This window comes from Chromatiaceae bacterium (genome assembly GCA_024235395.1).
Classification (GTDB): domain Bacteria; phylum Pseudomonadota; class Gammaproteobacteria; order Chromatiales; family Chromatiaceae; genus Thiosocius.
This window is the reverse complement of sequence record JACKMK010000004.1, coordinates 539,582-563,575: the sequence shown is the minus strand read 5'-3', so window position 1 is coordinate 563,575 and position 23,994 is coordinate 539,582. Positions and strand designations below refer to the sequence as shown.

Sequence of the window (23,994 nt, the reverse complement as noted above, 5' to 3'; positions counted from 1 at the left end):
TAATTCGCAAGTTACCTGCAATAGATTGCATAAAAATCTGTTTTAACTGGTTTTATTGGATGTTTCCTGAATGCATGCATCGCTGAGCAAGCGACTCAAGGAGGGGGGATTCCTGCTGTTGCTGGCGATCGGGGTCTATTTCCTGATGGCTTTGTTCTCGTATTCGCCGGACGACCCCAGCTACCTGTTCGAGAGTGCCAAACGGCACGCGGACAACGCCGGCGGCCTCGCGGGCGCCTGGGCTGCGAGCGTGCTGTTCATGCTGTTCGGCAAGGTGGCCTACGTGTTTCCGCTGATGATCGCCTGGGGCGGCTGGTTGATGTTCCGCGAGCGCGGCGACGAGCAGCACAGCGTCTATCTCCGGGTCGCCCGCTGGGTGGGTTTCGTGCTGACCGTGCTCAGTGCGACCGCGCTCGCGTCGTTGCACCTGGGCAGTGCCGAGCAGTTGCCGGAAGGGCCGGGCGGCATCGCCGGCAGCTACATCAGCAGTTCCGGCGAGGCGGTGCTGAATCCGGCCGGCGCCACGCTGTTGCTGCTCACCCTGCTGCTGGTCGGCTTCACGCTGTTCACCGGGGTCTCGTGGCTGGCGGTCATGGACAGCATTGGCGGCTTCGTGCTCAACGCCTGGCGCCAGGCACTGATGCTGGTGGGCAATGTCGCCGAGCGGCGTGAGGCCAACCGCATGAAGCAGGAGCGCCAGGAGGTCGTCAAGAAGGAGAAAGAACGCAAACGCGACAAGCCGGCGCCGGTGATCGAGAAGAAGGAACCCTTCATACGGCCCAGCGAACGCGTCGAGAAGGAAAAACAGATGACCCTGCTCGACGCCGAACCGAATACCGAGCTGCCGCCGCTCGGTCTGCTGGATCCGCCGCGCAGCAGCGGCAAGGGCCTGTCGAACGAGGCACTGCAGGCCCTCTCGGTGCAGGTCGAACGCAAGCTCGCCGACTTCGGCGTGACCGCCGAGGTCACCGCGGTGCATCCCGGTCCCGTGGTCACGCTGTTCGAACTGCAGCTGGCCGCCGGCACCAAGGTCAGCAAGGTCACGAACCTCTCGAAGGATCTCGCGCGCGCGCTGTCGACCGTCTCGGTGCGCGTGGTCGAGGTGATCCCCGGCAAGACGGTGATCGGCCTGGAGATCCCCAACGAGCACCGCGAGATGGTCTACCTGAGCGAGACCCTGCGCTCGGAGCCCTACGACCATGCCAAGTCGCCGCTGACCCTGGCGCTCGGCAAGGACATCGTCGGCGAGCCGGTGGTCGCGGACCTGGCGCGCATGCCGCACGCGCTGATCGCGGGAACCACCGGTTCGGGCAAATCGGTCGCGGTCAACGCGATGATCCTGAGCCTGCTGTACAAGGCGACCGCGGAGCAGATTCGCCTGATCATGATCGACCCGAAGATGCTCGAACTCTCGGTCTACGAGGGCATACCGCACCTGCTGACACCGGTCGTGACGGACATGAAGGAGGCGGCCAATGCATTGCGCTGGTGTGTCGCCGAGATGGAGCGGCGCTACCGCCTGATGGCCTCGCTCGGGGTGCGCAACATCGCCGGTTACAACAAGAAGATCCGCGAAGCGGACAAGAACGGCGAACCGATCAAGGACCCGCTGTTCCGCGCCGAGCCGGACCCGCTGACCGGCGATCTGCCGGAGGTCCCGGAGTTGAAGACGATGCCGTACATCGTGGTCGTGATCGACGAGTTCGCCGACATGATGATGGTGGTCGGCAAGAAGGTCGAGGAGTTGATCGCGCGCCTTGCGCAGAAGGCGCGGGCCGCGGGCGTGCACCTGCTGCTGGCGACCCAGCGGCCGTCGGTGGACGTGATCACCGGCCTGATCAAGGCGAATATCCCGACCCGTATCGCGTTCCAGGTGTCGTCGCGGGTCGATTCACGCACCATTCTCGACCAGATGGGCGCCGAGGCGCTGCTCGGTCACGGCGACATGCTGTACCTGCCGGCCGGCACCAGTATCCCGCAGCGTATCCACGGCGCCTTCGTCGACGACCAGGAGGTGCATCGCGTGGTCAGTCATCTCAAGCAGACCGGCGCACCGAACTACATCGAGGAGATCCTGCAGGAACCTACCGAGGCGATCCCCGGTCTATCGGCTGAGGCGTCGGGTGTCGAGGTCGAGGACCAGGACCCGTTGTTCGACGAGGCGGTCAAGATCGTCACCGAGTCCCGGCGCGCCTCGGTGTCCGGCGTGCAGCGGCGACTCAAGATCGGTTACAACCGCGCCGCGCGCCTGGTCGAGGAGATGGAGCGCATCGGCATCGTCAGCGGCGCCGATGAGCGCGGCAATCGTGAGGTGCTGGCGCCACCGCCGGTGAAGGATTGAGTTTGAACAGAATCTTGATGGCGGCACTGCTGATGGCGGTGCAGCTGAGTGCACATGCCGGTGCGGGGCGCGAGGCATTCGACCGGTTCATCGACGGTCTGACGACGCTGCAGGCGAAATTCGAGCAATCGGTGCTGGATACCGAGAACGCGACCGCCGGCCTGATGCATGGGGTGTTCCTGTTGCAACGTCCCGGAAAGTTCCGTTGGGACTACGTGGCTCCGCACAAGCAGATCATCCTCGCCGACGGGCGCGATGTCTGGGTGATCGAGGACGATCTGAAGCAGGCCACGCGCCATCTGCAGAGCTGGGCGTTGAAAGGTACCCCGGCCGCTTTCCTGACCACCGACGAGTCGATCGAAAAGGATTTCGAGGTGATCGAGATCGGCGAGCGTCTCGACATGCAGTGGCTCGAACTCATCCCGCGTGATCCCGACAGCGACTTCAATCGCGTACTCCTGGCGTTTGCCGACGGCGAGTTGCGGCACATGGAACTGAACGACAAGTTCGGCCAGATCTCGCGTTTCCGTTTCTATGACATCGAGCGCAATGTTTCAATCGACCCTGAACTGTTCGTGTTCCAGGGGCCGAGCGACTGGGACATCCTGCACGGCAACTGAGCAACGCGCGGCGACGGCGACCGACATGCCCGGCGTATCCTGCTGAAGGCGTGATTGTCAGCGTTTCGGTCACGCCTTGGCGGCCGCATCCCGGTCGTACCCGGCGCCTTCGATCATCACCTTGGCGATCATGCCGTAAGTGACGCGCCAGGCCTCCCTGACGTCGGGCGTGAAGGTATCACCGAGGCCCTTTTCCAAGGTCCAGAGGAAGGCATCCCCGACCTTGTCGTAGTCCCCCGCCTGTACGCCATACCCTGCGTGTGCCCTGCCGGAGGCCTTGAGCGGTTCGATCAGTGCCGCGGGATCGTCCAGCCCGTCGACGGCAGCGTCGACCATGGCCATCAGTTTCCTGCCCTGCTCCTGCATGTCGCCCTTGAAATAGGGTCTGACCTCGGGATGGGTCTCGAAGAGCCGGCCGTAGAACAGGCCGGCGGCGGTTTCCCGGATCGCTGCGACCTTGGCCCACGAGTCCTGGACAAGTTGCTTTTGTTCGGGCGTCATTGTTCGTTCTCCGTCTGCTGGACCCAAGCATGGGCCAGCGCGGTCATGCAGTCCACGGCGGGGAGAACCTCGTCGTCGCTCGATCCGACTTGCCGTTGCATGACATGTCCTGGCAGCTGGCAGGTCGTATGGTGCGCTGATGCGCCGACGGGGCACTGTCGAATGCGCGACCGGTGGGATCGCCGGCAGCGGTGTTGCATGCCGGGCCGAGCGAAGGCACCGAAGCGGGCGGCGGGTACCGTGGCCCCCGCCGCGTGGACCGGGTGTTACTGGATACAATGCGACCCATGCAAAACGATGACATGTTCGGCGTCGACGACACGGCAGACCGCCCGCTGGCGGATCGCATGCGCCCGGTGACACTCGACGAGTTCGCCGGTCAGCGGCACCTGCTCGGGGATGGCAAACCCTTGCGGCGTGCGATCGAGAGTGGCCGATTGCATTCCATGATCTTCTGGGGGCCGCCGGGTACCGGCAAGACCACGCTGGCCCGCCTGCTGGCCGGCAGTTCCGGTTGCGAATTCCGCACCCTGTCCGCCGTGCTCGCCGGGGTCAAGGACATCCGCGCGGCCGTGGGCGAGGCGCATGCTACACGCGCGCAAAGCGGTCGGGGCACCCTGTTGTTCATCGACGAGGTGCACCGCTTCAACAAGGGCCAGCAGGATGCCTTCCTGCCGCACGTCGAAGACGGGACCTTCCTGTTCGTCGGCGCGACCACCGAGAACCCGTCTTTCGAACTCAACAACGCCTTGCTGTCGCGGGCGCGGGTGTATGTATTGAAGTCGCTCGAGGCGGACGCGATCCGCGAACTGCTGCAGCGCGCGCTGCTCGACGCGGACAAGGGGCTGGGAGGCCTCGGGTTGTCGATCAGTGACGCCGCGCTCGACCAGTTGGCCGAGGTCGCCGATGGTGACGCCCGACGCGCACTGAACCTGCTCGAGATAGCCGCCGACCTCGCGGAACAGGGCCGGGTCGACGACGTGGTCATCGCCGAGGTCGCGACTGGTCAGTTGCGGCGCTTCGACAAGGGCGGCGAGGCGTTCTATGACCAGATGTCGGCCTTGCACAAATCGGTGCGCGGTTCGTCACCGGATGGTGCACTGTACTGGCTGTGCCGGATGCTCGATGGCGGCTGCGACCCCCTGTATATCGCGCGGCGCGTGGTGCGCATGGCCTCTGAAGACATCGGCAACGCCGATCCACGCGGTCTCGAGATAGCACTCAACGCATGGCAGGCGCAGGAGCGACTCGGCAGTCCCGAAGGCGAACTGGCAATTGCCCAGGCGGTCGTCTATCTGGCCTGCGCGGCGAAGAGCAATGCGGTATACACCGCGTTCAACGACGCGATGCAGGCCGCACAGCGATCCGGATCGCTGGAGGTGCCGGTGCACCTGCGCAACGCACCGACACGGCTGATGAAGGAACTGGGTTACGGCAGGGCCTACCGCTACGCGCATGACGAACCCGGTGGCTATGCCGCCGGCGAGACCTATCTGCCGGACGCGCTGCAGGGACGGCGCTTCTATCGACCGGTGGAGCGCGGTCTCGAGATCAAGATCGCGGAGAAGCTCGCGCAGTTGCGTGCGTTGGACGAGCAGGCGGAACGCACGCCGTCCGACGACGATGCATGAATGCGGGTTGATCGAGCGACGGAACCGGGAGACCGCGACCGATTTTTTGTAGAATGCCCGTTTTCACCGGCCGGGCCATGCGTTGAACCAGACGATCGCGATCGCTGCCGGCGGCGCCCTGGGCGCGCTGCTGCGTTACTGGGTGTCGCACGGCGTCTACGCAGTGCTCGGGCGTGGATTTCCGTACGGTACCCTCGCGGTGAACGTGCTCGGTTCGCTGGCGATGGGTTATCTGTTTATCGTGATGACCGAGCGTACTGCATTGGGCGCGGAATGGCGGGCCTTCGCGCTGATCGGCCTGCTCGGCGCCTTCACGACCTTTTCGACCTTTTCGATCGAGACCCTGAATCTGCTCGAACAGGCCGACTACGTGAAGGCGGTCGCCAACGTGATGATCAGCGTACTGGCGTGCGTCGGTGCGGCGTTTCTCGGCGTGATGGTAGCGAGGCAGCTATGAGCGAGACGGACGTGACCGTGGTGCGGATCTACTGCAGCGAGAAAGGTCATCAGCATCAGAAGATCATCGATCTGTTGCACGAACAACACCGTGTCGCCGGCCTGACCGCGTTTCGCGGCATCGCCGGTTTCGGCCACTCGGGTCATCTGCACGAAGCGGGACTGCTCGACGTGTCGCTGGATCTGCCGGTGATCATCGAGTTCTTCGATCGTACGGAGAAGATCGCCGAGGTGCTTACGATTCTGAAAGAAATGGCCGGAAAGGCGAAGATTCTGACCTGGCCGGCCCAAGCCAACCTGGACTGAACCAACATGCTAGATCCCAAACTTCTGCGCAGCGACCTCGAGGGTGTCGCCAAGACCCTGGCCCGCCGCGGTTTCGAGCTGGACACCCAACGTATCGCCGAGCTCGAGGCGCGGCGCAAGACACTCCAGGTCGAGGCCCAGGAGCTGCAGAACGAGCGCAATACCAAATCGAAGTCGATCGGCAAGGCCAAGGCGGCCGGCCAGGACATCCAGCCGCTGCTGGACGAGGTGGCGACCCTCGGTGACCGTCTGAAGGCGGCCGAAGAGGCCCTGGCGGACGTGCAGGAGGCGTTGCGCGAGGTCGCGTTGAGCACGCCCAATCTGCCGCACGACAGCGTGCCGGACGGCAAGGACGAGGACGACAACCGCGAGGAGCGCCGCTGGGGCGAACCGCCGGCGTTCGACTTCGAGGCGAAGGATCACGTCGATCTGGGCGCCGGTCTCGACATGCTGGACTTCGATGCGGCAGCCAAGCTGACCGGATCACGGTTTGCGGTGATGAGCGGCGCGCTGGCCCGGATGCACCGTGCACTGACCCAGTTCATGCTCGACGTGCACACCGGCGAGCATGGCTACACCGAAGCCTATGTCCCCTACATGGTCAATCCGGACAGCCTGTACGGCACCGGGCAGCTGCCGAAGTTCGCGGAGGACCTGTTCCGCCTCGAAGGCAGCGACTATTACCTGATCCCGACCGCCGAGGTGCCGCTGACCAACCTGGTCCGCGACGTGATCGTCGAAGACGACTACATGCCGCGCCGCTATGTCGCGCACACGCCGTGCTTCCGCTCCGAGGCCGGGGCCTACGGCAAGGACACGCGTGGCATGATCCGCCAGCATCAGTTCGACAAGGTCGAGCTGGTGCACGTGGTGCGCCCCGGGGAGTCGTTCGATGCGCTGGAGGTGCTGACCGGGCACGCGGAGGCGATCCTGCAGCGACTCGACCTGGCGTACCGCGTCGTCACGCTGTGCACCGGCGACATGGGTTTCTCCGCGACCAAGACCTACGACATCGAGGTCTGGCTGCCGGGGCAGGGCAAGTACCGCGAGATCTCGTCGTGCTCGAACATGGGCGACTTTCAGGCGCGGCGGATGCAGGCGCGTTGGCGCAACCCGGCGACCGGCAAACCCGAGCTGGTGCACACCCTGAACGGTTCCGGTCTCGCAGTGGGTCGTACCCTGGTCGCGGTAATGGAGAATTACCAGCAGGCCGATGGCAGCATCCGCGTACCCGAGGCACTGCGCCCTTACATGGGCGGGGTCGAGGTATTGCAGCGCGGCTGATCCGGACGTGGCGCGCCGGCCGGGGCGCCGCTGGGCGAGGACGCCGGTCGGTCGTTTCGCGCGCATCCGACGCGACCACCGTGGCGTGGAACCCGGTACCGGACGGTCTGTCCGATGAGGCTATGGATCCTCGACTCGACGCCGCATTGTCGCGCGGCTCGGCGGTCGCCCGATGACCGATGAGCTGCCATTCAGCCCGGCCACCCGGCGCTGGTTCATCGAGACCTTCGGCCAGCCGACGCCAGTCCAACGCCAGGGCTGGCAGGCGATCACCAGCGGCCGGCATGCGCTGCTGGTCGCGCCGACCGGCAGCGGCAAGACACTCGCGGCGTTTCTCGCCGGTATCGACTATTGCCTGAACCGACCGGTCGCCGCCCCACCGGGTGTGCGGGTGCTGTACGTTTCGCCACTGAAGGCCCTGGTGTACGACGTCGAGCGCAACCTGCGTGGCCCCCTGGCGGGCATCAGGCACCGCGCCCTGGCCGAGGGCCTGCCGGTGCGCGATGTGCAGGTCGACATCCGTACCGGCGATACCGCGCAGAAGGAGCGCCAGCGCCAGCTCAGGCAGCCCGGCGACATCCTGGTCACGACCCCCGAGTCGCTGTTTCTGCTACTCGGTTCGAAGGCGCGCGCCAACCTGCGCAGCGTGCACACCGTAATCGTCGACGAAATCCACGCACTGGCGCCGACCAAGCGCGGCGTGCACCTGGCACTGTCGTTGGAGCGCCTGTCCGAGGTGTGCGACGAGGATCCGCAACGGATCGGGCTGTCGGCGACGGTGCGCCCGCCTGACGAGGTGGCGCGGTTCCTCGGCGGCACGCGGCCGGTCGAGATCGTCGATCTGTCGGCCAGACCGCGGTTGGACCTGACGGTCTCAGTTCCCGTTCCCGACATGCAGGCGAGCGCACGGCCGTCCGCCGCGCCCGGTGGGCCCATCCTTGGCCAGTTGATGCGCGAGGCGGCGGGCGATGCGGGCAGCGAGCGCGGCATCTGGCCGGACATCTACCCGCGCCTGCTCGAACAGATACGCGACCACCGCACGACGATCATCTTCGTCAACAGCCGTGGCCTGTGCGAACGGTTGACGCAACGGTTGAACGAGCTGGCCGGGGAGGAGATCGTCCAGTCGCATCATGGCAGCGTCTCGCACGACAAGCGCGCCGAGATCGAGGAACGCCTCAAGCAGGGCCGGATCAGGGGGATCGTCGCGACCAGCTCGCTGGAGCTGGGGATCGACATGGGTGCGATCGACCAGGTGCTGCTGGTCGAGTCGCCCGGCTCGGTCGCGCGCGGCCTGCAGCGCGTCGGCCGGGCGGGGCACCAGGTCGGCGCGGTCAGTGTCGGGCGCATCTACCCCAAGTTTCGCGGCGACCTGCTCGAATGCGCGGTGATCGCACAGCGCATGCTCGGCGGCGAGATCGAGTCGCTGCGGGTGCCGCAGAACGCGCTCGACGTGCTGGCCCAGCAGATCGTCGCCGCGTGCGTCGACCGGCCGCGGTCGCTGGATGAGTTGCGGCAGCTGGTGGTGCGTGCCTATCCGTACCGGCAGCTGTCGGTCGAGTTGTTGACCGCGCTGGTCGAGATGCTCAGCGGCCACTATCCGTCGCAGGACTTTGCCGATCTGCGGCCGCTGCTGGCCTGGGACCGCGCGACCGACGAACTGCGCGCGCGGCGCCACGCGACGATGGTGGTGCGCATGAATGCCGGGACCATCCCCGATCGCGGCAACTACGTGGTGACGTTGGGCCACGACGGCGGTCGCCTGGGTGAACTCGATGAAGAGATGGTGTTCGAGACCCGACCCGGCGAGAACATCCTGCTCGGCGCCTCGACCTGGCGTGTCGAGGAGATCACCCGCGACCGCGTGATCGTCTCACCGGCCGCCGGCGAACCGGGTCGACTGCCGTTCTGGCGTGGCGACGGGCCGGGTCGACCGATCGAACTGGGCCGCGCGCTGGGCGCCCTGGTGCGACGGCTCGGGCGGATGAGTCGGTCCGCAGCGCTGACGTGGTTGCAAGACGAGGCGCATCTGGACGCCCATGCGGCCGGCAACCTGGTCGCCTATGTCCACGAACAGAAGACGCACACCGGTACGCTGCCGACCGATCGCGCGATCACGATCGAACGCTTCCGCGACGAACTCGGTGACTGGCGGGTTTGCATCCTGTCGCCGTTCGGCGCGCGCGTGCATGCCCCGTGGTCGATGGCGCTGCAGCAGCGCCTGTCGATAGCCAGCGGCTTCGACGTGCAGCTGATGTACAGCGACGACGGCATCGTGTTGCGCCTGGCCGATACCGACGACCTGCCGGACCTGCAGGCCCTGCTGCCGCAGGAAGACGAGGTCGAGGAACTGGTCACCGCGCAGCTCGCGCATACCGCGATGTTCGCCGGGCTGTTTCGCGAGAACGCCGCGCGCGCATTGCTGCTGCCGCGGAGGCGCCCTGACCAGCGCACGCCGCTGTGGGCGCAGCGGCTCAAGTCACAGAATCTGCTGGCCGCGGTGCGCCGTTATCCGAATTTCCCGATCGTGCTGGAGACCTACCGTCAGGCACTGCGCGACGTGTTCGATCTGGACGCTTTGCGCGGCCTGCTGCGCGACGTCGCTACGCGCAAGGTCAAGGTGCACGAAGTCGAGACCGGGTCGGCATCGCCGTTTGCGCGTTCGCTGGTATTCGCCTATGTCGCGGCGTACATCTACGAGCAGGACGCGCCGCTGGCCGAGCGCAAGGCGCAGGCGCTGACACTGGACCGCAACCTGCTCGCCGAGTTGCTCGGCCAGGACGAGCTGCGCGACCTGATCGACCCGGAGGTGCTCGAGGAGCTCGAGGCCGAATTGCAGCGTCGGGTCGACGACCGCCGCGCGCGCGACCCCGACGAGTTGCACGACCTGCTGCGACGTCTCGGTGATCTCACGCGCGACGAGCTCGATGAGCGCGCGGATTGCGATGTCGACGCCGGGCTTCGACAACTGGCCGCCGAGCGACGCGCGATCGAGGTGCATGTCGCCGGCGAGCGCCGCTGGATTGCGGCCGAAGACGCCGGGCTGTACCGCGACGCACTCGGCGTGATGCCGCCGGGCGGTCTGCCCGCCGCGTACCTGGCGACGCACGACGCCCCGCTCGAAGCCCTCGCGCAGCGCTATGCGCGCACCCACGGCCCCTTCGTCACCCCGCAGCTCGCACAACGCCTGGATCTTCGCCCGGCGCAGCTGGAACCGACACTGCGCGCGCTGTACGCGACCGGTGTCCTGGTGCGCGGTGAGATCCGTCCCGGCGGTAGCGAGCCGGAGTGGTGCGACGCCGAGGTGCTGCGGCGGCTCAAGCGCCGCACCCTGTCGCGTCTGCGCCGCCAGGTCGCGCCGGTCGATGCGGCGACGCTGTGCCGCTTTCTGCCGCATTGGCACGGCATAGGCACTGCACAGCGCGGTGTGCAGCGACTGCTCGAGGTGGTCGGCCAGCTCGAGGGTTTGGAGCTGCCCTGGTCGGCGCTGCATACCCAGGTTCTGCCGGCACGGGTCGCCGACTTCTCGCTCGACATGCTGGATATGCTGGCCGCGACGGGGCAGCTGGTCTGGATCGGCCGGGCCGCGCTCGGCGGTAGGGACGGGCGGATCGTGCTGTATCGGCGCGACCACCTGCGCGAGCTGCTCGAGGTTGCACCAGTGGCCGATGCCGACGATGCGGCGCCGGCCGCCGGGGCGGCGGACGACCAGACGATCGGTCGGCTGATGCTCGACCGGCTGCGCGCGCGCGGCGCCTCGTTTCTGTTCGAGCTCGAAGACGCCGTGCGCAGCGCGCTGCCCGAGACCACCGCCCACGAGTTGCACGATGCGCTGTGGGACCTGGTTTGGGCCGGCCAGGTCACGAACGACACCTTCGCGCCGCTGCGCGGCCTTGGGGGACGTACGCCCAGGGGCGTGCGGGGACGCGCGCGTGGCACCTCCGCGCTGGCCGGTGGGCGTTGGTCGCTGGTCGGCCCGCTGGCCGATGCGTCGGTCAGCGACACCGAACGCGCGCTGGCCCGCGCCAGTATGTTGCTGGAACGCTACGGCGTCGTCAGCCGCGAGGTGGCACTGGCGGAGAACCTTCCCGGCGGGTTCGGCCCGGTCTACAAGGTGCTGACCGCAATGGAGGATGCCGGACGGGTGCGGCGCGGCTATTTCGTCGATGGACTCTCCGGTGCCCAGTTCGCCCGGCCCGGCGCCGACGATCGCCTGCGCGAGCTGCGCGGCGATGCCGATCCGGGTATACCGCCGACACCGGATGACATCGCTTCGATCCCGGTCGTCGATCCGGCGAACCCCTGGGGCAGCCTGCTGCCCTGGCCGGCGCGCGGCGACGACCCCGCGCAGGGGCGGCCACGCCGGGTCGCGGGTGCCTGGCTGCTGTCGCACGCCGGCCGACCGGTGCTGTATCTGGGCCCCGGCGGCCGACAGCTGTTGTGCTTTCCGCAGGCGTTGCGCGAACCGGGTGTCGCGGAGGCCGCGTTCGGCGCCCTGGCGCGACTGCCGGAAAGGGGCCGGCGGCGCACCCTGGTGATCGAACAGGTCGATGGCACCCCGGTGCGCGAATCACCGTATCGCGACCTGATGCTGGCCAACGGGTTCGTCAGCGACTACCGCGGGCTCGCGGCCCAGGCGTTTCGCTGATGCCCGAGGGCGATACGGTGTTCACGATCGCCGCCTTTCTGCGAGGCGAGTTGAAGGACCGAACCCTGGTCTCCGGGCATGTCCGATCGACAGCCGGTACACGCCCACGCCGCGCCGGTGAACCCGTTCGGCCACCCGGGCAGGTCGACGATCTGTCCGGTCGTACGGTGCGCGACGTGTATTCGCACGGCAAACACCTGTTCGTCGCGTTCGACGACGTGACGCTGGTGCGCAGCCATCTCGGTATGCACGGCTCATGGCACGCCTATGCGCCCGGCGAGGCCTGGCGACGTCCGGCGCAACAGGCCTCGATCGTGCTGCACACCGGCGAGCGCGTCTACGTCTGCTTCAACGCCTCGGCCGTCGAACGGCTCGCCGCACACGGTACCCGACTGCACGAGATCGCGGACCGGATCGGCCCCGATCTGGTCGGGCCGTACGATGAGGCGCAGATCCTGCGGCGTGTCGACCGGTTCAGCGACCGCGGCACGCCGTTGGTCGACCTGCTGCTCGACCAGCGCATCGCCAGCGGCATCGGCAATGTCTACAAATCGGAGGTGCTGTTCATCGAACGCTTGAATCCCTCGATTGGCCGCGGTGACCTCGATGCACCGCAGATCCTGGCGTTGTATCACTGCGCCGCGACGTTGCTCGGCCGTAACATCGGCGGTGGTCCGCGCGTGACCCGGCCGAATGGCGACGGGGCCGGGCGGTACTGGGTCTACCGTCGGCGCGCGCAGCCGTGCCTGGTGTGTGACACGCCGATCGAGCAGGCACTTCTGGGCAGGGATCGGCGATCCACCTACTGGTGCCCGGCGTGCCAGCCGTCACGGCGTATCTCTGCGAGGGGCCACAACGGCTGAGCGGTTTGGCTGTCGCCGTGCGGCTCAGAGGTGTCCCCGGCGAGGTGTCACCAAAATTTCATCGACCTGTCATCACGAGGCACGAACGCGATGGGTACATTGCCGACAGGTTTCGCGATCCCGGTAGACCCCGTATGGCACTCGCAACACTGGTACGAAGGATCTTCGCCCACGATGCGTCGCCGTGCGATCGTCTCGCGGCGCTGATCGGGCAGCTGCGGCATCGTCAACGGGAACTCGAATCCCACCTCGCGGCGGAGCCTAAGCCGGCGCGTCGTCGGCACCTGCAGCTGAAGCTCACCGTCAATCGATTGCAGCAGCGTAAGGGCGTCGAGCGCCAGCAGCAGCTGCGTGGCCGTTGCCGGTGACCCGGCACGGCGGCTGACGCCTTCCCCGGTTTCGGCTTTTCGGACTTCCCCAAAGATTTGCCCCGTTCGGGCACAGCGACGTTGCGCGATCGGGACCTGCGGGTCTCGCCGGTTCCGTGGTCCGGGTGAACGGCTGCTCGAGGAATCGGGCGGGCGGCGGCAGGTCGCCCGGAGCGCGGAGGGATGCCCCGACACGGGCGCATGGCGAACCCTCTCATGCACGGACCCGGCCACCGCCACAACGATGGCCACCGGGACTGTCCGCCGCGGTGATCCAAGGCGCGTTGCTGACGGCGTGCGCCGTTCATATCCGGCCTTTCGCAGGGCACGTCGCGGTCGTTGAATGGTCCATCGACCGGCGCGGCACAGGCGCCCCTTCCGGCCTTCCTCACGGCGTTTGATTGGCATTGCGCAGAGGCGCGAAAAAGCGCTCAATCTGACGCGCACCGCGCCGCACAGGGCCCTGCCATTCACCGATACATGAGGTACCGGTATGGTCGAATCACCACCACTCGGACTCAAGGTCTTTCTGGCATCGCCCGGCGATGTCGGCGACGAGAGGGCCTTGGCGCTGAAAGCGCTGGAGAGTCTTGGTTACGACGCTCGTCTGCGCGGTCGGGTTGCGATCGAGACCATCGCCTGGGACAAGCCTGGCGGTGACACGCCGATGCTGGCCACCATGACGCCGCAGGAGGCCATCTCCCTGCAGCGTCCCAAGCCGTCCGAGTGCGACATTGTCGTGGTGATCTTCTGGTCGCGGCTGGGGACGCCGTTGCCGGAGACCTACATCAGGCCGAACGGTGAACGCTATCGTTCGGGCACCGAATGGGAATACCTGGACGCCTGCGCCGCATCGCAGCAAACGGGCCGGCCCAAAGTCCTGCTCTATCGCCGTACGGAGCGGTTGGGCCTGGATCCCGAGGATCCGGATTTCACCGCCAAGGTGGATCAATGGAAGCGCGTGAAGCGTTTCTTCGCCGAGTGCCGCAACCCCGACGGTTCCATTCGGGCGGGCTACAACGAGTACGATTCCCCGGACAGCTTCCGGAAAAAGTTCACTGGGCACCTGCGCGAGATCATCCAGTCGCTGCTTGCCGATCACGAGGCTCAGTTGGGCAGGGACGCGACCGCTGGCGCTGCAACGGCGACGTCGACAATCACCGCCTTGCCCTTATGGAAGGGCTCGCCGTTTCCCGGTCTAAGGGCCTTCACGGCAAATGACGCCCCGATCTTTTTCGGTCGTGGTCGGGAGACCGACGGATTGGTCGCACGGCTGGCCGAAGGGGCACGTTTCATTGCCGTCGTGGGTGTTTCAGGTTCGGGCAAGTCTTCACTGGTTGCGGCCGGGTTGCTGCCGCGTCTGAACGACAATGCCATCCCCGGAAGTCGCGATTGGCTGAGTGTGCGTCTGACGCCGGGTGAGCTGGGCGATAACCCTTTCATCGCCCTGGCGTCCGCGTTCGTATCGACCTTCGAAACGCACCACCGGGTGCTCCGTGATGAGGCGGAAGGGCTGCAAGCCGATCACGGCGTGCTGGATGGGTGGATCGAGCAGATGCTCGAAGACCGGCCTGGCTGGTCGGAACTCGTTCTGTTCATCGACCAGCTGGAGGAGTTGTTCACGGTCGTCAGGCCGGACCATCGGGCGCCCTTCGCCGAACTGCTGGTGCACGCGGCCGCTTCGTCGCGCGTGCGGGTGCTGGCAACCCTGCGTGCGGACTTCTATCACCATTGTGTCGGTCAGCGCCCCCTGGACGAGCTGCTGCGCACCGGCACCTATCCGCTGGCTTCCCCGGGCGTCGGCGCGCTCTACGAAATGATCGCCCGTCCGGCGGAACGGGCCGGCCTGTCGTTCGAACCGCAAGAGCTGCCATCGCGGATCCTGGACGACACCGGCGATGATCCGGGGGCGCTCCCGCTGATGGCCTTCGCGCTGTCGGAACTTTACGAGCGGCATACCGATGATCGCAGACTGACCGCGGATGCCTACGACGGATTTGGCGGGGTGCAGGGGGCGATCGGGCGGCGTGCCGAAGGCACCTTCGAGCGCCTGGATGCCCGGGCGCAGGCGGCACTTGGCGCTGTGTTTCGAGAACTCGTCGAGGTCGATCCTACCGGTGGCGGCTGGGTCGCGACACGACGGCGTGCGGCGTTCAGTGAGGCGACCAAAGCGCCGGGCGCGAAGGATCTGGTCGACGCATTCGAAAGGGCGCGCCTGCTGCACCCGGGCGAAGGTGAGAATGGCACGCGCACGGTGGAGGTCGCGCATGAGGCCCTGTTGCGCAACTGGCAACGGCTTGCCGTCTGGATCGAAGAGACGGGCGCGGACCTGGCCGTGAGACGCCAGCTGGACCGGGCAGCGGACGAGTGGAAGGGGCCGCCACCGAGGACCGACCGCCTCTGGCCCCGGCGGCGGTGGAAACAGGCCGAGGCCGCCCTCGGCCGCCTGGGCAAGGGCGCGGAGGAACCGGCGAAGTCCTTCCTTGCGGCGTGCCGCGGCCGTACAAGGTTTCATGTGGGGACCTTGCTCCTGGGCCTGGTCGTCGTCGCCTTGGGCGGGCTGTTCATGGGCTTCACCAACACGGTGGCCAACGGCAACATCAAGTTGGCGACCAGCATCGTCAAAGAGCGCACCCTCTATACCTTCGGGCTCTCCGCGCTCAGTCCCGGGGAACCGGAGATGGTGGCGATGCATCCGGGAGAAAACGGGTTTCCAACGTCGTTCTGGATGGGATCTGGCGACGACGACAAAGACAAAGAGCGTTTCGGCGATGAATTTCCGCGTCACGAGGTCAGGTTCGCCAAACCCTTCGCGGTAGGGAGGTACGAGATCACGTTCGACCAGTACGACTACTTTGTACAGCAGACAGGTGCTCGCAGACCGGACGACGGAGAATGGGGGCGTGGTAAGCGCCCGGTGATGAACATCTCCTGGGAAGAGGCCACGGCCTATGCCCGATGGCTTTCACTGGCGACCGGAAAATCCTATCGGCTGCCGACGGAGGCCGAGTGGGAGTACGCGGCACGTGCGGGCACGCAGACCGAATACTGGTGGGGTGATGACCCCGGCGAGAACCGGGCCAACTGCCACGGTTGTGGTGGCGCATGGGACGACCGCGGTCAGACGGCGCCGGTCGGTTCATTCGAGGCAAACCGCTTTGGCCTCCACGACACCGCGGGGAACGTGTTCGAATGGACGGAAGATTGTTGGCATGGAAACTATACCGGCGCACCGGATGACGGTACCGCTTGGTTGGAAACGGGCAAAGGCCAATGCGGCCTGCGCGTGATGCGCGGCGGGTCGTGGAACTACGGGCCGGGAAATCTCCGTTCCGGTTCCCGTACCGGGCGCGAGGCCGCCTTTCGCTTCCCCGATATCGGATTCCGTCTCGCCCGGGACTTGTGACGGTGCGTCTTTGTTGCCGGTCGAGGGGATCGGAATACTGACCACGGAAATGCTGTACCCGGTCGATCCCGGCATGGCATTGCGTGCGCCGCAAGAGCGAGCAAACACCCGCGAATATTGAGCTGTACACAGCCGCGGAGACGGACGCCGGGTTCGCGAAGCGAGGGCCGAGGTCAGACGGCGAGCCTGTGCCGACGTGGACAAGCTCCACCGGTTGCCCAGATGCACCTGATCGGCGATTGGACTATCTTGCCCGGGCAACTATCCGATCCGCGCCGGAGACTGTAATGGCCACACCTCTCAGCAAACAGGAAATCCAGCAACTCCCTATGCATTCCTACGATGCCATGCGCGAAGACCTGCAGACCGGCGACCTGGTGTTCTGTTCCGGCTCCTACTTCTTTTCACATGCCATCCAGCGGTTTACGCGCTCGGTATGGAGCCACGTCGGCATGATCTATAAGGACCCGACGCTGCAGCGCGTCTTCATTTTGGAAAGCGAAACCCTGATCGGTGTGCGACTGGCGCCGCTGTCGAAGTATCTGAAGGACTATCACGGCAAGAATCGCCCGTACAAGGGCAACATCGTCGTCGCACGGGTGCATCCGCAGATCGAGGAGGACAAGCTCAACCGTGCGATCAGTTACGGCATGGATGAGCTTACCAAGCCGTATGACAATTTCGAGATCATGCGTATCGGGTTTCGCATTCTCTTTAGCGTCAGCCGACGCACGCAAGACCGCAAGTACATCTGTTCCGAACTGGTGTACGACTGCTTCGACCAGATCGGCGTCCCCTTCAACCTGCGTGACGAGTACGTGAGCCCTGATGACATCTGGCTCGACGAGCAGGTACAGCCCCAGTACCGCATCATGTGACCGCGTATCCCGCGAATAGCCAACTTCGGTAGCTTTGCGAAGCGTCGTCAAACATCTCTTGCTCGGCCGGAGCGGTCGTTGGCGTTCAGGCCCAACGATGACCGCAATGGCTTGATCACCGGTCGCCGGCCGGGAGATTCGATCGAACGGTAGCTTCCTGATCTCCCATCCGACCGTTGTGCGACCAATGGAGACGCCCGGCGGCTCAAAAGTCTGCAGCCGCAAGCGGACATAAGCCGAGCTTCGGAAAACCTCCTAAATCCCTGGCCTTTAGCGATGCTTCAAAGCATCAACGATCAGCCTGAATGCCGGGGACGAGTGTCGCCGGTTGGGATAGTAGAGGTGGTAAGCTGGCAACGGCTGCATCCAAGTATCAAGGACTCTGGAGAGAAGCCCAGCATCCAAATTCTCCTGCACCTGATCCAGCGGCAGATAGGCCAGCCCCATCCCACTGACTGCGGCATCTTTTATCAGGTCGATCGTGTTGAATGTGAGTGGCCCGTTGACCCGGATAGAGCTGTTCTTTCCGCGTCTCGTGAACCGCCATTCATTAACGGCGCCGTGGGAAGGCAGCGACAGAACCAAACAACGATGATCAACAAGCTGCTTGGGATTCTTCGGCTTCGGATAGCGGGAAAAATACTCAAGAGCGCCAACCACGGCCATTGGGACCTCTGGTGAGATAGGTACGGCGATCATGTCCTTGTGCACTTCTTCACCTAGGCGGACCCCTGCATCGTATTGGTCCGAAACGACGTCTGCCAAGCCATATTCGGTGACGATCTCGACCTTTATATCTGGATACTCTGAAAGCAGGCTTGCCAGTCTTGGTAGCAGGAAGACTTTTGCAGCGTGCTCGACGGTGGTGATGCGGAAGGTGCCAACGGGCTTGTCGCGATACTGGGCGAGGCCGGCGACGCTTGCATCGATGTCCTTGAACAGTGGCGCAAGCGAATCGAGCAGCTGTTTGCCGACCTCGGTCGGCGCGACACTGCGCGTCGTTCGCGACAACAGTCGCAGGCCAACATCCTCTTCAAGCCGACGGACAATCTGACTCAACGCAGACTGAGACATGGCGAGTCTCGCCGCGGCTCGCGTGAAACTCTTTTCCTCGGCGACAGCGACGAAGGCGGCCAGGTCGGCAATCTTGTCCCTTTTCATTAATCACCTCAGTGATAACCACAATCAATTTATACGCATTGTAGATTAATCGTGCTGGACCTAGGCTTTGTTCACGCGGTGCAAACAACGCACCAGAGAGACTTACAGCCGGCCCAGTGCCAGGAGATCACGCATGAACAAGGTCACGTTCCCCAATTCGAACAACACCACCATCACGATGGCGGCGGTAATCAACTTTCCCGAGGGGTTTGACGACAGCCAGCGGTATCCGGCGATCGTCGTTTCACACCCCGGTGGCGGGGTAAAAGAGCAAACGGCGGGCACCTACGCCGCAAAACTCGCAACAGAAGGTTTTGTCACGATTGCCTACGATGCCTCTTACCAGGGTGAGAGCACCGGGGAACCCCGGCAGCTGGAAAACCCACACATCCGGACAGAGGACGTAAGCGCAGTCATCGACTACCTGACCACCCTGCCTTATGTGGACAAAGCGAGAATTGGCGCGATGGGCATCTGTGCGGGTGCAGGGTATACCGCGAACGCGGCGATCAATGACCGTCGAATCAAGGCTGTTGGCACCGTGAGCTTGGTGAACATCGGCCAGATGTTCCGCAATGGCTGGGACAACAACGTCAAAGACAGCGATGCCATCCCGTATCTGCAGGCGGGGTCGGATGCGCGAACGTCAGATGCCAGTGGCGCCGAGATCGTGACGATTCCCATGGCACCTCTGAATGAGGCCGATGCCCCGAACGAAGAGTTGCGCCAGGCTTGGGAGTACTACCATACGGACCGCGCCGAATACTGCACCGCACCGGGTTTTGCCACGGCACGCAGCCTGAACCAGATCATCGCCTACGACGCATTCCACAAGGCCGAGGCATTCCTGACGCAACCGTTGCAGACGATCGTCGGCAGCGAAGCGGGCAGCAAATGGATGAGTGACAACCTGATGGAACGAGCCGCAAGTAGCGACAAGCACATGCACATCGTTGAAGGTGCGAATCATATGAGCCTTTACGATGGCGAAGCGGAGATCGGCGAGGCCGTGAGCGTACTTGCGCCGTTTTTCCAATCGAAGATGTAAACGCGCTTCGTAGCGGTCGCGATCAAAATTGAGGAGACACGGTAATGAAATCGATCAAGTTTCAGAATGCGGACATGGCCTGGGAGATTGCTGCACTGGTGTTGTACCCGCCGGGGTTTGACGAATCCGAGACTTACCCGACCATCGTCAGTGTTCACCCATTCGGCAGCTGCAAAGAGCAGACGTCTAGTGACGTCTACGGCGCAGGACTTGCGAAGGAAGGATTCATCGTTATCGCGTATGACGCAAGTTTCCAGGGTGAGTCGGGCGGATTGCCGCGTTTTGTGGAAGACCCGACGCAGCGTGTGGAGGATATCAGTCACGTGATCGATTACGCCGTCACGCTGCCCTATGTCGATGCGGAGAGAATCGGCTGCATTGGCGTTTGCGGCGGTGGCGGTTATGCGCTGAATGCCGCTTTGACCGAAAAGCGCATCAAGGCCGTGATTGGCATTACACCGGTAAACATCGGTCGCCTATTCCGCGAGGGGTTCAGCAACTTCGATCCGCTTGGTGCGCTGGAAGCGATGGCCACGCAGCGCACCGCCGAGGCTCGCGGTGGCGAACTGCAGGTCAACGAGTTGCTCCCTGCGAGCCCCCAGGCGGCGAAGGCAAATGGCCTGACCGAACGCGATATCTGGGAAGCGACCGACTACTACAAAACGAAGCGCGGCCAAAAACCCGGCGGCGCAACCAGGATGGTGTTCTCTCACGCACAGAACACCCTCTGCTGGGACGCCTTCGGCTTTACGGAACTGCTGATGACGCAACCGATGATGGTGGTCATCGGGCAGAAAGTAGGGGCTTTTGGCGCTTACCGCGATGGCATGGAGGCCTATGGTCGATCCACTGCCTCGAAAGACAGGCAGCTGGTTGAAATGACGGGCTGGTCGCATTACGACATCTATGATCAGGACGAACCGGTGCGTCTCGCGCTTGGACAGATAGTGCCGTTCCTGAAAAAGCACATGGGCGGCGAAGGTGGCAAGGTGAACGCCGCGGCCTAGTGCCTTGCGATTACCGAACGCGCCGGTCTTTCAGATGCATTGCGGCGAAACCGGATTGCTCAGCGGCAAAGACTACCAGCGCACCCCGCCTCGCGGGGTCCGACCGAGTGTCCGCTAAGACATCAAACGTTCTCGGAAAACCAGTCTTATCGAACTTCTTCTATTGGCCGGTAGCCGCGGTCCGCAGCGCTCGCCAAGAGCGGTCGCTGGAAAAATTGGCGCCCAGCGAAAGGTAGTTATCCTCGCTATACTCCCCAACCAATTACAGGGGACCAATTAAGAAAGATGCGGAATGCTCTCCTCTTTGGCCTGCTGGTCCTGTTGTCCCAGCCAGCCGCGTCCTACGATGCCTATTTGAACCCGCAGGGGCGCTTGCGCGTCCCGGCCATCAGTGTTGGAGGCGCTGCATTCGGTGCGGAACTGCAACTCTCCAATGCGCAGCCACTACATTTCTCGCTGACCGGGCATCACAATCTGAACTCACAGACAGAACCCGTCACGGTCTATGACGCTGCGGCCCAGCAGATACGGCTGAGTAAAGCCTTGTATGAAGGAGGGTATTATGACGTCCTACTCCAACTTGACGGATCGTCGCCCGATATCCGTTTCGAGCTGGTCAGCGTCACCCCGGCGCCGTACCGGGTCGACCGAGGTGGCAGCATGTTCGTCCAAGCGGTCAGCTATGGCAGTGACAGCTACTTTTTTCTGAACGGCGAGCCCCGGCCTGTATTTCCTCACTACGACGGGGACGCGGTGTACAAGGAACTGGTGAGCCGCCGATCGGCAACGGCGCAGGAAGTGGTGCAGCCCTATATCGTCAACGAGGCGGAAACGGCGGGCGGTGCCAAGGCCATTTTGATTCTGATCTCGGGCGGCGACTACGCCACCGGATTGGAGGGCGACCCGGTGACCGGAAAGGTCAGGCGTAGCGGCGGTTCGACTTTGACCCGTTGCGCACACCTATTCGCCCGCCTCGGCTTCAAGGCGGTCACGTTGCAGAGACCCTCGGACTACGCCAATTTTCTGGCTGCGGGGGCCTCCCTAGGTAATGAGGCTCAGCAGCGGATGGACTACTATCGAGTTTCCGATCAACACCGTCAGGACGTGCAGGCGGTGCTCGCAGCGGAGAATCAGGACGAACTCCCTGTCTTCATCATCGGGCACAGCCGCGGCGGGGTATCGGCTGCGGCCCTGAACGACTTGGCGCGCGGCGTGGGGTTGATCTCTCCGGTCACTCTGGGCAAAGCGGGCAATCCGGTCGGCCAGCCGTACTCGTCAGGTAGGGTGCAGGCCGCCGCTTTGAATAGGCCCGCGCTCATCACCTACCACTCGCGGGACGCCTGCGGCAGCACCGCACCGGCGGGCTCCATGGACTTGTACGACGCCTATATTTCCTTGGGCAAAGATGCCACGCTGATCGGCTTCGAGGGCGGGTTCCTATTCAGCGACGTGGTCTGCCAGTCACGCCACTATCATGGCTACGTCGGCATCGAAACCACTCTGGCGGCGCACATCGGCGCATGGATCGACAGCGTGCTGGCCGACTGACTGTGTGCGGCATGTACGCTGTATTCAGCTGTGACGGACTGTTCGGGGTCGTGAGCACTCAATCGCCGAAGTTTATCCGGCCATTCAGCGGCATCTCTGGCCAATGGCTGGTGTGCGTTTAATAGCTGACCTCGCAGCCGCTGGGCGCCACTGGCCGCTTCGGCCGAACAGCAGACCGCGGTTGCGTCTGGGCCAAAACTCCCCTTCGATCTGGAAGCAGATCTTCAGAAGAAGCATCGCAACCAAGGGCGGCTTTTTTTATGCCCGTACCTCGGTGCCATTCTTGTGCACACGTCGATGACATGATGGAGAAGTCGCGCGACAGCGCCATCGACAGCGGGTGTCCGAATTCCCTGTACATGTGTCCGCCGAGGCTGCCCGACTGGGGGGCGGGTGATCCGTCGACACGGCCGCGGTCGTCCGGGAAGACCCCGCTGGGCGCCAGTGCTGGTGCATAGGGATTGCCGCGCTTCTGTCCGTATCACCGCGCGGTGCAATGAATTGCGTCGAACGCCGAGCCCGCCTGCCGACCCGGCCGGATAAGCCGCGGTCAGCTATAACCAGGAGTGAGTAATTCGGGGATGCGCATGCCTGCGCGGGAGACACGCCCATGGGCAGCGACCAGGGATTGTTGTTTTCGCCGATCCGCATCGGCCCGCTCGAGTTGCCGGGGCGCTTGTTCAAGACGGCGACGGCGGAGACACGGGCGAGCCCGGACGGTTTCGTCACGGATGCCGTCGTGGATTTTTACCGCCCGATCGCCCGCGGCGGAACACCGCTGATCATCACCGGCAACATCTACATCAGCCAGCAGGGCAAGTCGGCACCGAACCAGTTGGGCGTCGATGACGATGACAAGATTCCGGGGCTGGCTAGGCTGGTCGAGGCGGTGCACGCACAGGGTGCGAAGTTGTTCGCCCAGCTCAATCATTGCGGTCGCCAGGTCGTGCCGGGTTTCGCGGGTGCCACTGACGTGGTTTCGGCCTCGACGACCAAGGACCTGTTGACCGGCACCCGGCCACGACAGCTGGGCGTCGACGAGATTCAGGGCCTCGTCGGACAGTTTGCCGACGCCGCGGCGCGCTGCCGGCGTGCCGGTTTCGACGGTGTGCAGCTGCACTCGGCGAACGGCTACCTGCTCAGCCAGTTCCTGACGCCGTACACCAACCGACGTCGCGATGCCTACGGCGGCAGCCTGAAGGCCCGGACACGTTTCGCGTGCGAGATCCTGGCCGCCATCCGGGCGCGGGTCGGGCCGAACTACCCGGTGATCATCAAGATGAACGGGGCGGACAGGCTGCCGTTGCGCGACGGTTTGAAGACCGCGGAACTGGTCGAAGCGGCGAAGATACTGCAAGCGGCGGGCGTGGACGCGGTGGAGATCTCGGTCGGTCACTACGAGTCTGGCTTTCCGATGGTGTGCGGCACCTTTGGCCGCTGCCTGCGAAACATGGTCGATGGCAGCATGGCCCATCTGCCGTGGTTGAGGCGCACCGTGGTGCGTGTATTTCGGCCACTGATCGCGCTGGCCTCGAACCTCCTGTGGAAGGGACGCGAGGGCTTCAACCTCGACTACACGCCGGCGTTCAAGGCCGCGCTGAACATCCCGGTGATCTGCGTCGGCGGCTTTCGCACCCGCGACAGGATGGAAGCGGCGCTGGCGAACTGCTTGTGTGATGCCGTGTCGGCCGGGCGTCCGTTCATTGCCGATCCCTACTTCTACCGCCATCTGCGCGTTCACGAAACCGGGCCACGCTGTGTCGACTGCAACGCCTGCGTAGGGCATCTCGGTGCGCAGCCGGTGGACTGCTACCATCCGCGGGTGCGGGCGGAAAAGGACGCGATGTTGTCGCGCGGGTAGACGTCCAGCGGACCGGGCCTGGCCCGCGACCGCTGTGCAGCGCCCTCGACATTCTCCGCTCCGCGCA

The 23,994-nt window shown here is 64.5% G+C and carries 17 protein-coding genes; 15 read left to right on the top strand and 2 right to left on the bottom strand.

Annotated features, from left to right (window positions below):
• The first annotated feature begins 70 nt into the window (after positions 1–70).
• Complete coding sequence (locus H6955_21050) at positions 71–2,341, top strand: DNA translocase FtsK 4TM domain-containing protein (GenBank protein ID MCP5316056.1); 2,271 nt, start codon at positions 71–73, stop codon at positions 2,339–2,341.
• A 2-nt stretch (positions 2,342–2,343) separates the two neighbouring features.
• Entirely contained in the window at positions 2,344–2,961 is a 618-nt protein-coding gene (locus H6955_21045) for an outer membrane lipoprotein carrier protein LolA (protein MCP5316055.1), read from the top strand.
• Between the two features lie 69 nt (positions 2,962–3,030).
• Here the strand turns inward: H6955_21045 and H6955_21040 are convergent, their stop codons facing one another.
• A complete protein-coding gene (locus tag H6955_21040; protein MCP5316054.1) occupies positions 3,031–3,462 on the bottom strand; it encodes a hemin receptor in 432 nt (143 codons plus the stop codon).
• Between the two features lie 287 nt (positions 3,463–3,749).
• On the opposite strand from H6955_21040, the gene H6955_21035 reads away from it, so the two are divergent.
• The 9 genes from H6955_21035 (at position 3,750) to H6955_20995 (ending at position 17,302) form a co-directional block, all read left to right on the top strand.
• Positions 3,750–5,093 (top strand): replication-associated recombination protein A, encoded by a 1,344-nt coding sequence (locus H6955_21035; protein MCP5316053.1) that lies wholly within the window; start codon positions 3,750–3,752, stop codon positions 5,091–5,093.
• An 82-nt stretch (positions 5,094–5,175) separates the two neighbouring features.
• On the top strand, positions 5,176–5,550 hold the full coding sequence (crcB, locus tag H6955_21030; GenBank protein ID MCP5316052.1) for a fluoride efflux transporter CrcB: 375 nt from the start codon (positions 5,176–5,178) through the stop codon (positions 5,548–5,550).
• Positions 5,547–5,855 (top strand): DUF190 domain-containing protein, encoded by a 309-nt coding sequence (locus H6955_21025; protein MCP5316051.1) that lies wholly within the window; start codon positions 5,547–5,549, stop codon positions 5,853–5,855. The genes crcB and H6955_21025 overlap by 4 nt, the downstream gene beginning before the upstream one ends.
• A 6-nt stretch (positions 5,856–5,861) precedes the next feature.
• A complete protein-coding gene (gene serS / locus H6955_21020; GenBank protein ID MCP5316050.1) occupies positions 5,862–7,139 on the top strand; it encodes a serine--tRNA ligase in 1,278 nt (425 codons plus the stop codon).
• 172 nt (positions 7,140–7,311) lie between these two features.
• A complete protein-coding gene (locus H6955_21015; GenBank protein MCP5316049.1) occupies positions 7,312–11,787 on the top strand; it encodes a DEAD/DEAH box helicase in 4,476 nt (1,491 codons plus the stop codon).
• On the top strand, positions 11,787–12,650 hold the full coding sequence (locus H6955_21010; protein MCP5316048.1) for a formamidopyrimidine DNA glycosylase: 864 nt from the start codon (positions 11,787–11,789) through the stop codon (positions 12,648–12,650). The genes H6955_21015 and H6955_21010 overlap by 1 nt, the downstream gene beginning before the upstream one ends.
• A 134-nt stretch (positions 12,651–12,784) precedes the next feature.
• Positions 12,785–13,018 (top strand): hypothetical protein, encoded by a 234-nt coding sequence (locus tag H6955_21005; GenBank protein ID MCP5316047.1) that lies wholly within the window; start codon positions 12,785–12,787, stop codon positions 13,016–13,018.
• 493 nt (positions 13,019–13,511) lie between these two features.
• A complete protein-coding gene (locus H6955_21000; GenBank protein ID MCP5316046.1) occupies positions 13,512–16,424 on the top strand; it encodes an SUMF1/EgtB/PvdO family nonheme iron enzyme in 2,913 nt (970 codons plus the stop codon).
• A 287-nt stretch (positions 16,425–16,711) separates the two neighbouring features.
• Complete coding sequence (locus H6955_20995; protein MCP5316045.1) at positions 16,712–17,302, top strand: hypothetical protein; 591 nt, start codon at positions 16,712–16,714, stop codon at positions 17,300–17,302.
• Between the two features lie 270 nt (positions 17,303–17,572).
• On the opposite strand, the gene H6955_20990 is transcribed toward H6955_20995, so the two are convergent.
• A complete protein-coding gene (locus tag H6955_20990) occupies positions 17,573–18,463 on the bottom strand; it encodes a LysR family transcriptional regulator (protein MCP5316044.1) in 891 nt (296 codons plus the stop codon).
• Between the two features lie 133 nt (positions 18,464–18,596).
• Here H6955_20990 and H6955_20985 point away from each other — a divergent pair, with 133 nt between their 5' ends.
• The 4 genes from H6955_20985 (at position 18,597) to H6955_20970 (ending at position 23,927) form a co-directional block, all read left to right on the top strand.
• Positions 18,597–19,511 carry an alpha/beta hydrolase gene (locus tag H6955_20985; GenBank protein MCP5316043.1) on the top strand — a complete coding sequence of 305 codons (915 nt, stop codon included), beginning with the start codon at positions 18,597–18,599 and terminating at the stop codon, positions 19,509–19,511.
• 44 nt (positions 19,512–19,555) lie between these two features.
• Positions 19,556–20,518 carry an alpha/beta hydrolase gene (locus H6955_20980; protein MCP5316042.1) on the top strand — a complete coding sequence of 321 codons (963 nt, stop codon included), beginning with the start codon at positions 19,556–19,558 and terminating at the stop codon, positions 20,516–20,518.
• 285 nt (positions 20,519–20,803) lie between these two features.
• Entirely contained in the window at positions 20,804–22,066 is a 1,263-nt protein-coding gene (locus tag H6955_20975; protein MCP5316041.1) for a hypothetical protein, read from the top strand.
• Positions 22,067–22,676: 610 nt separating this feature from the next.
• Complete coding sequence (locus tag H6955_20970) at positions 22,677–23,927, top strand: NADH:flavin oxidoreductase (GenBank protein ID MCP5316040.1); 1,251 nt, start codon at positions 22,677–22,679, stop codon at positions 23,925–23,927.
• The last annotated feature ends 67 nt before the right edge of the window (positions 23,928–23,994 follow it).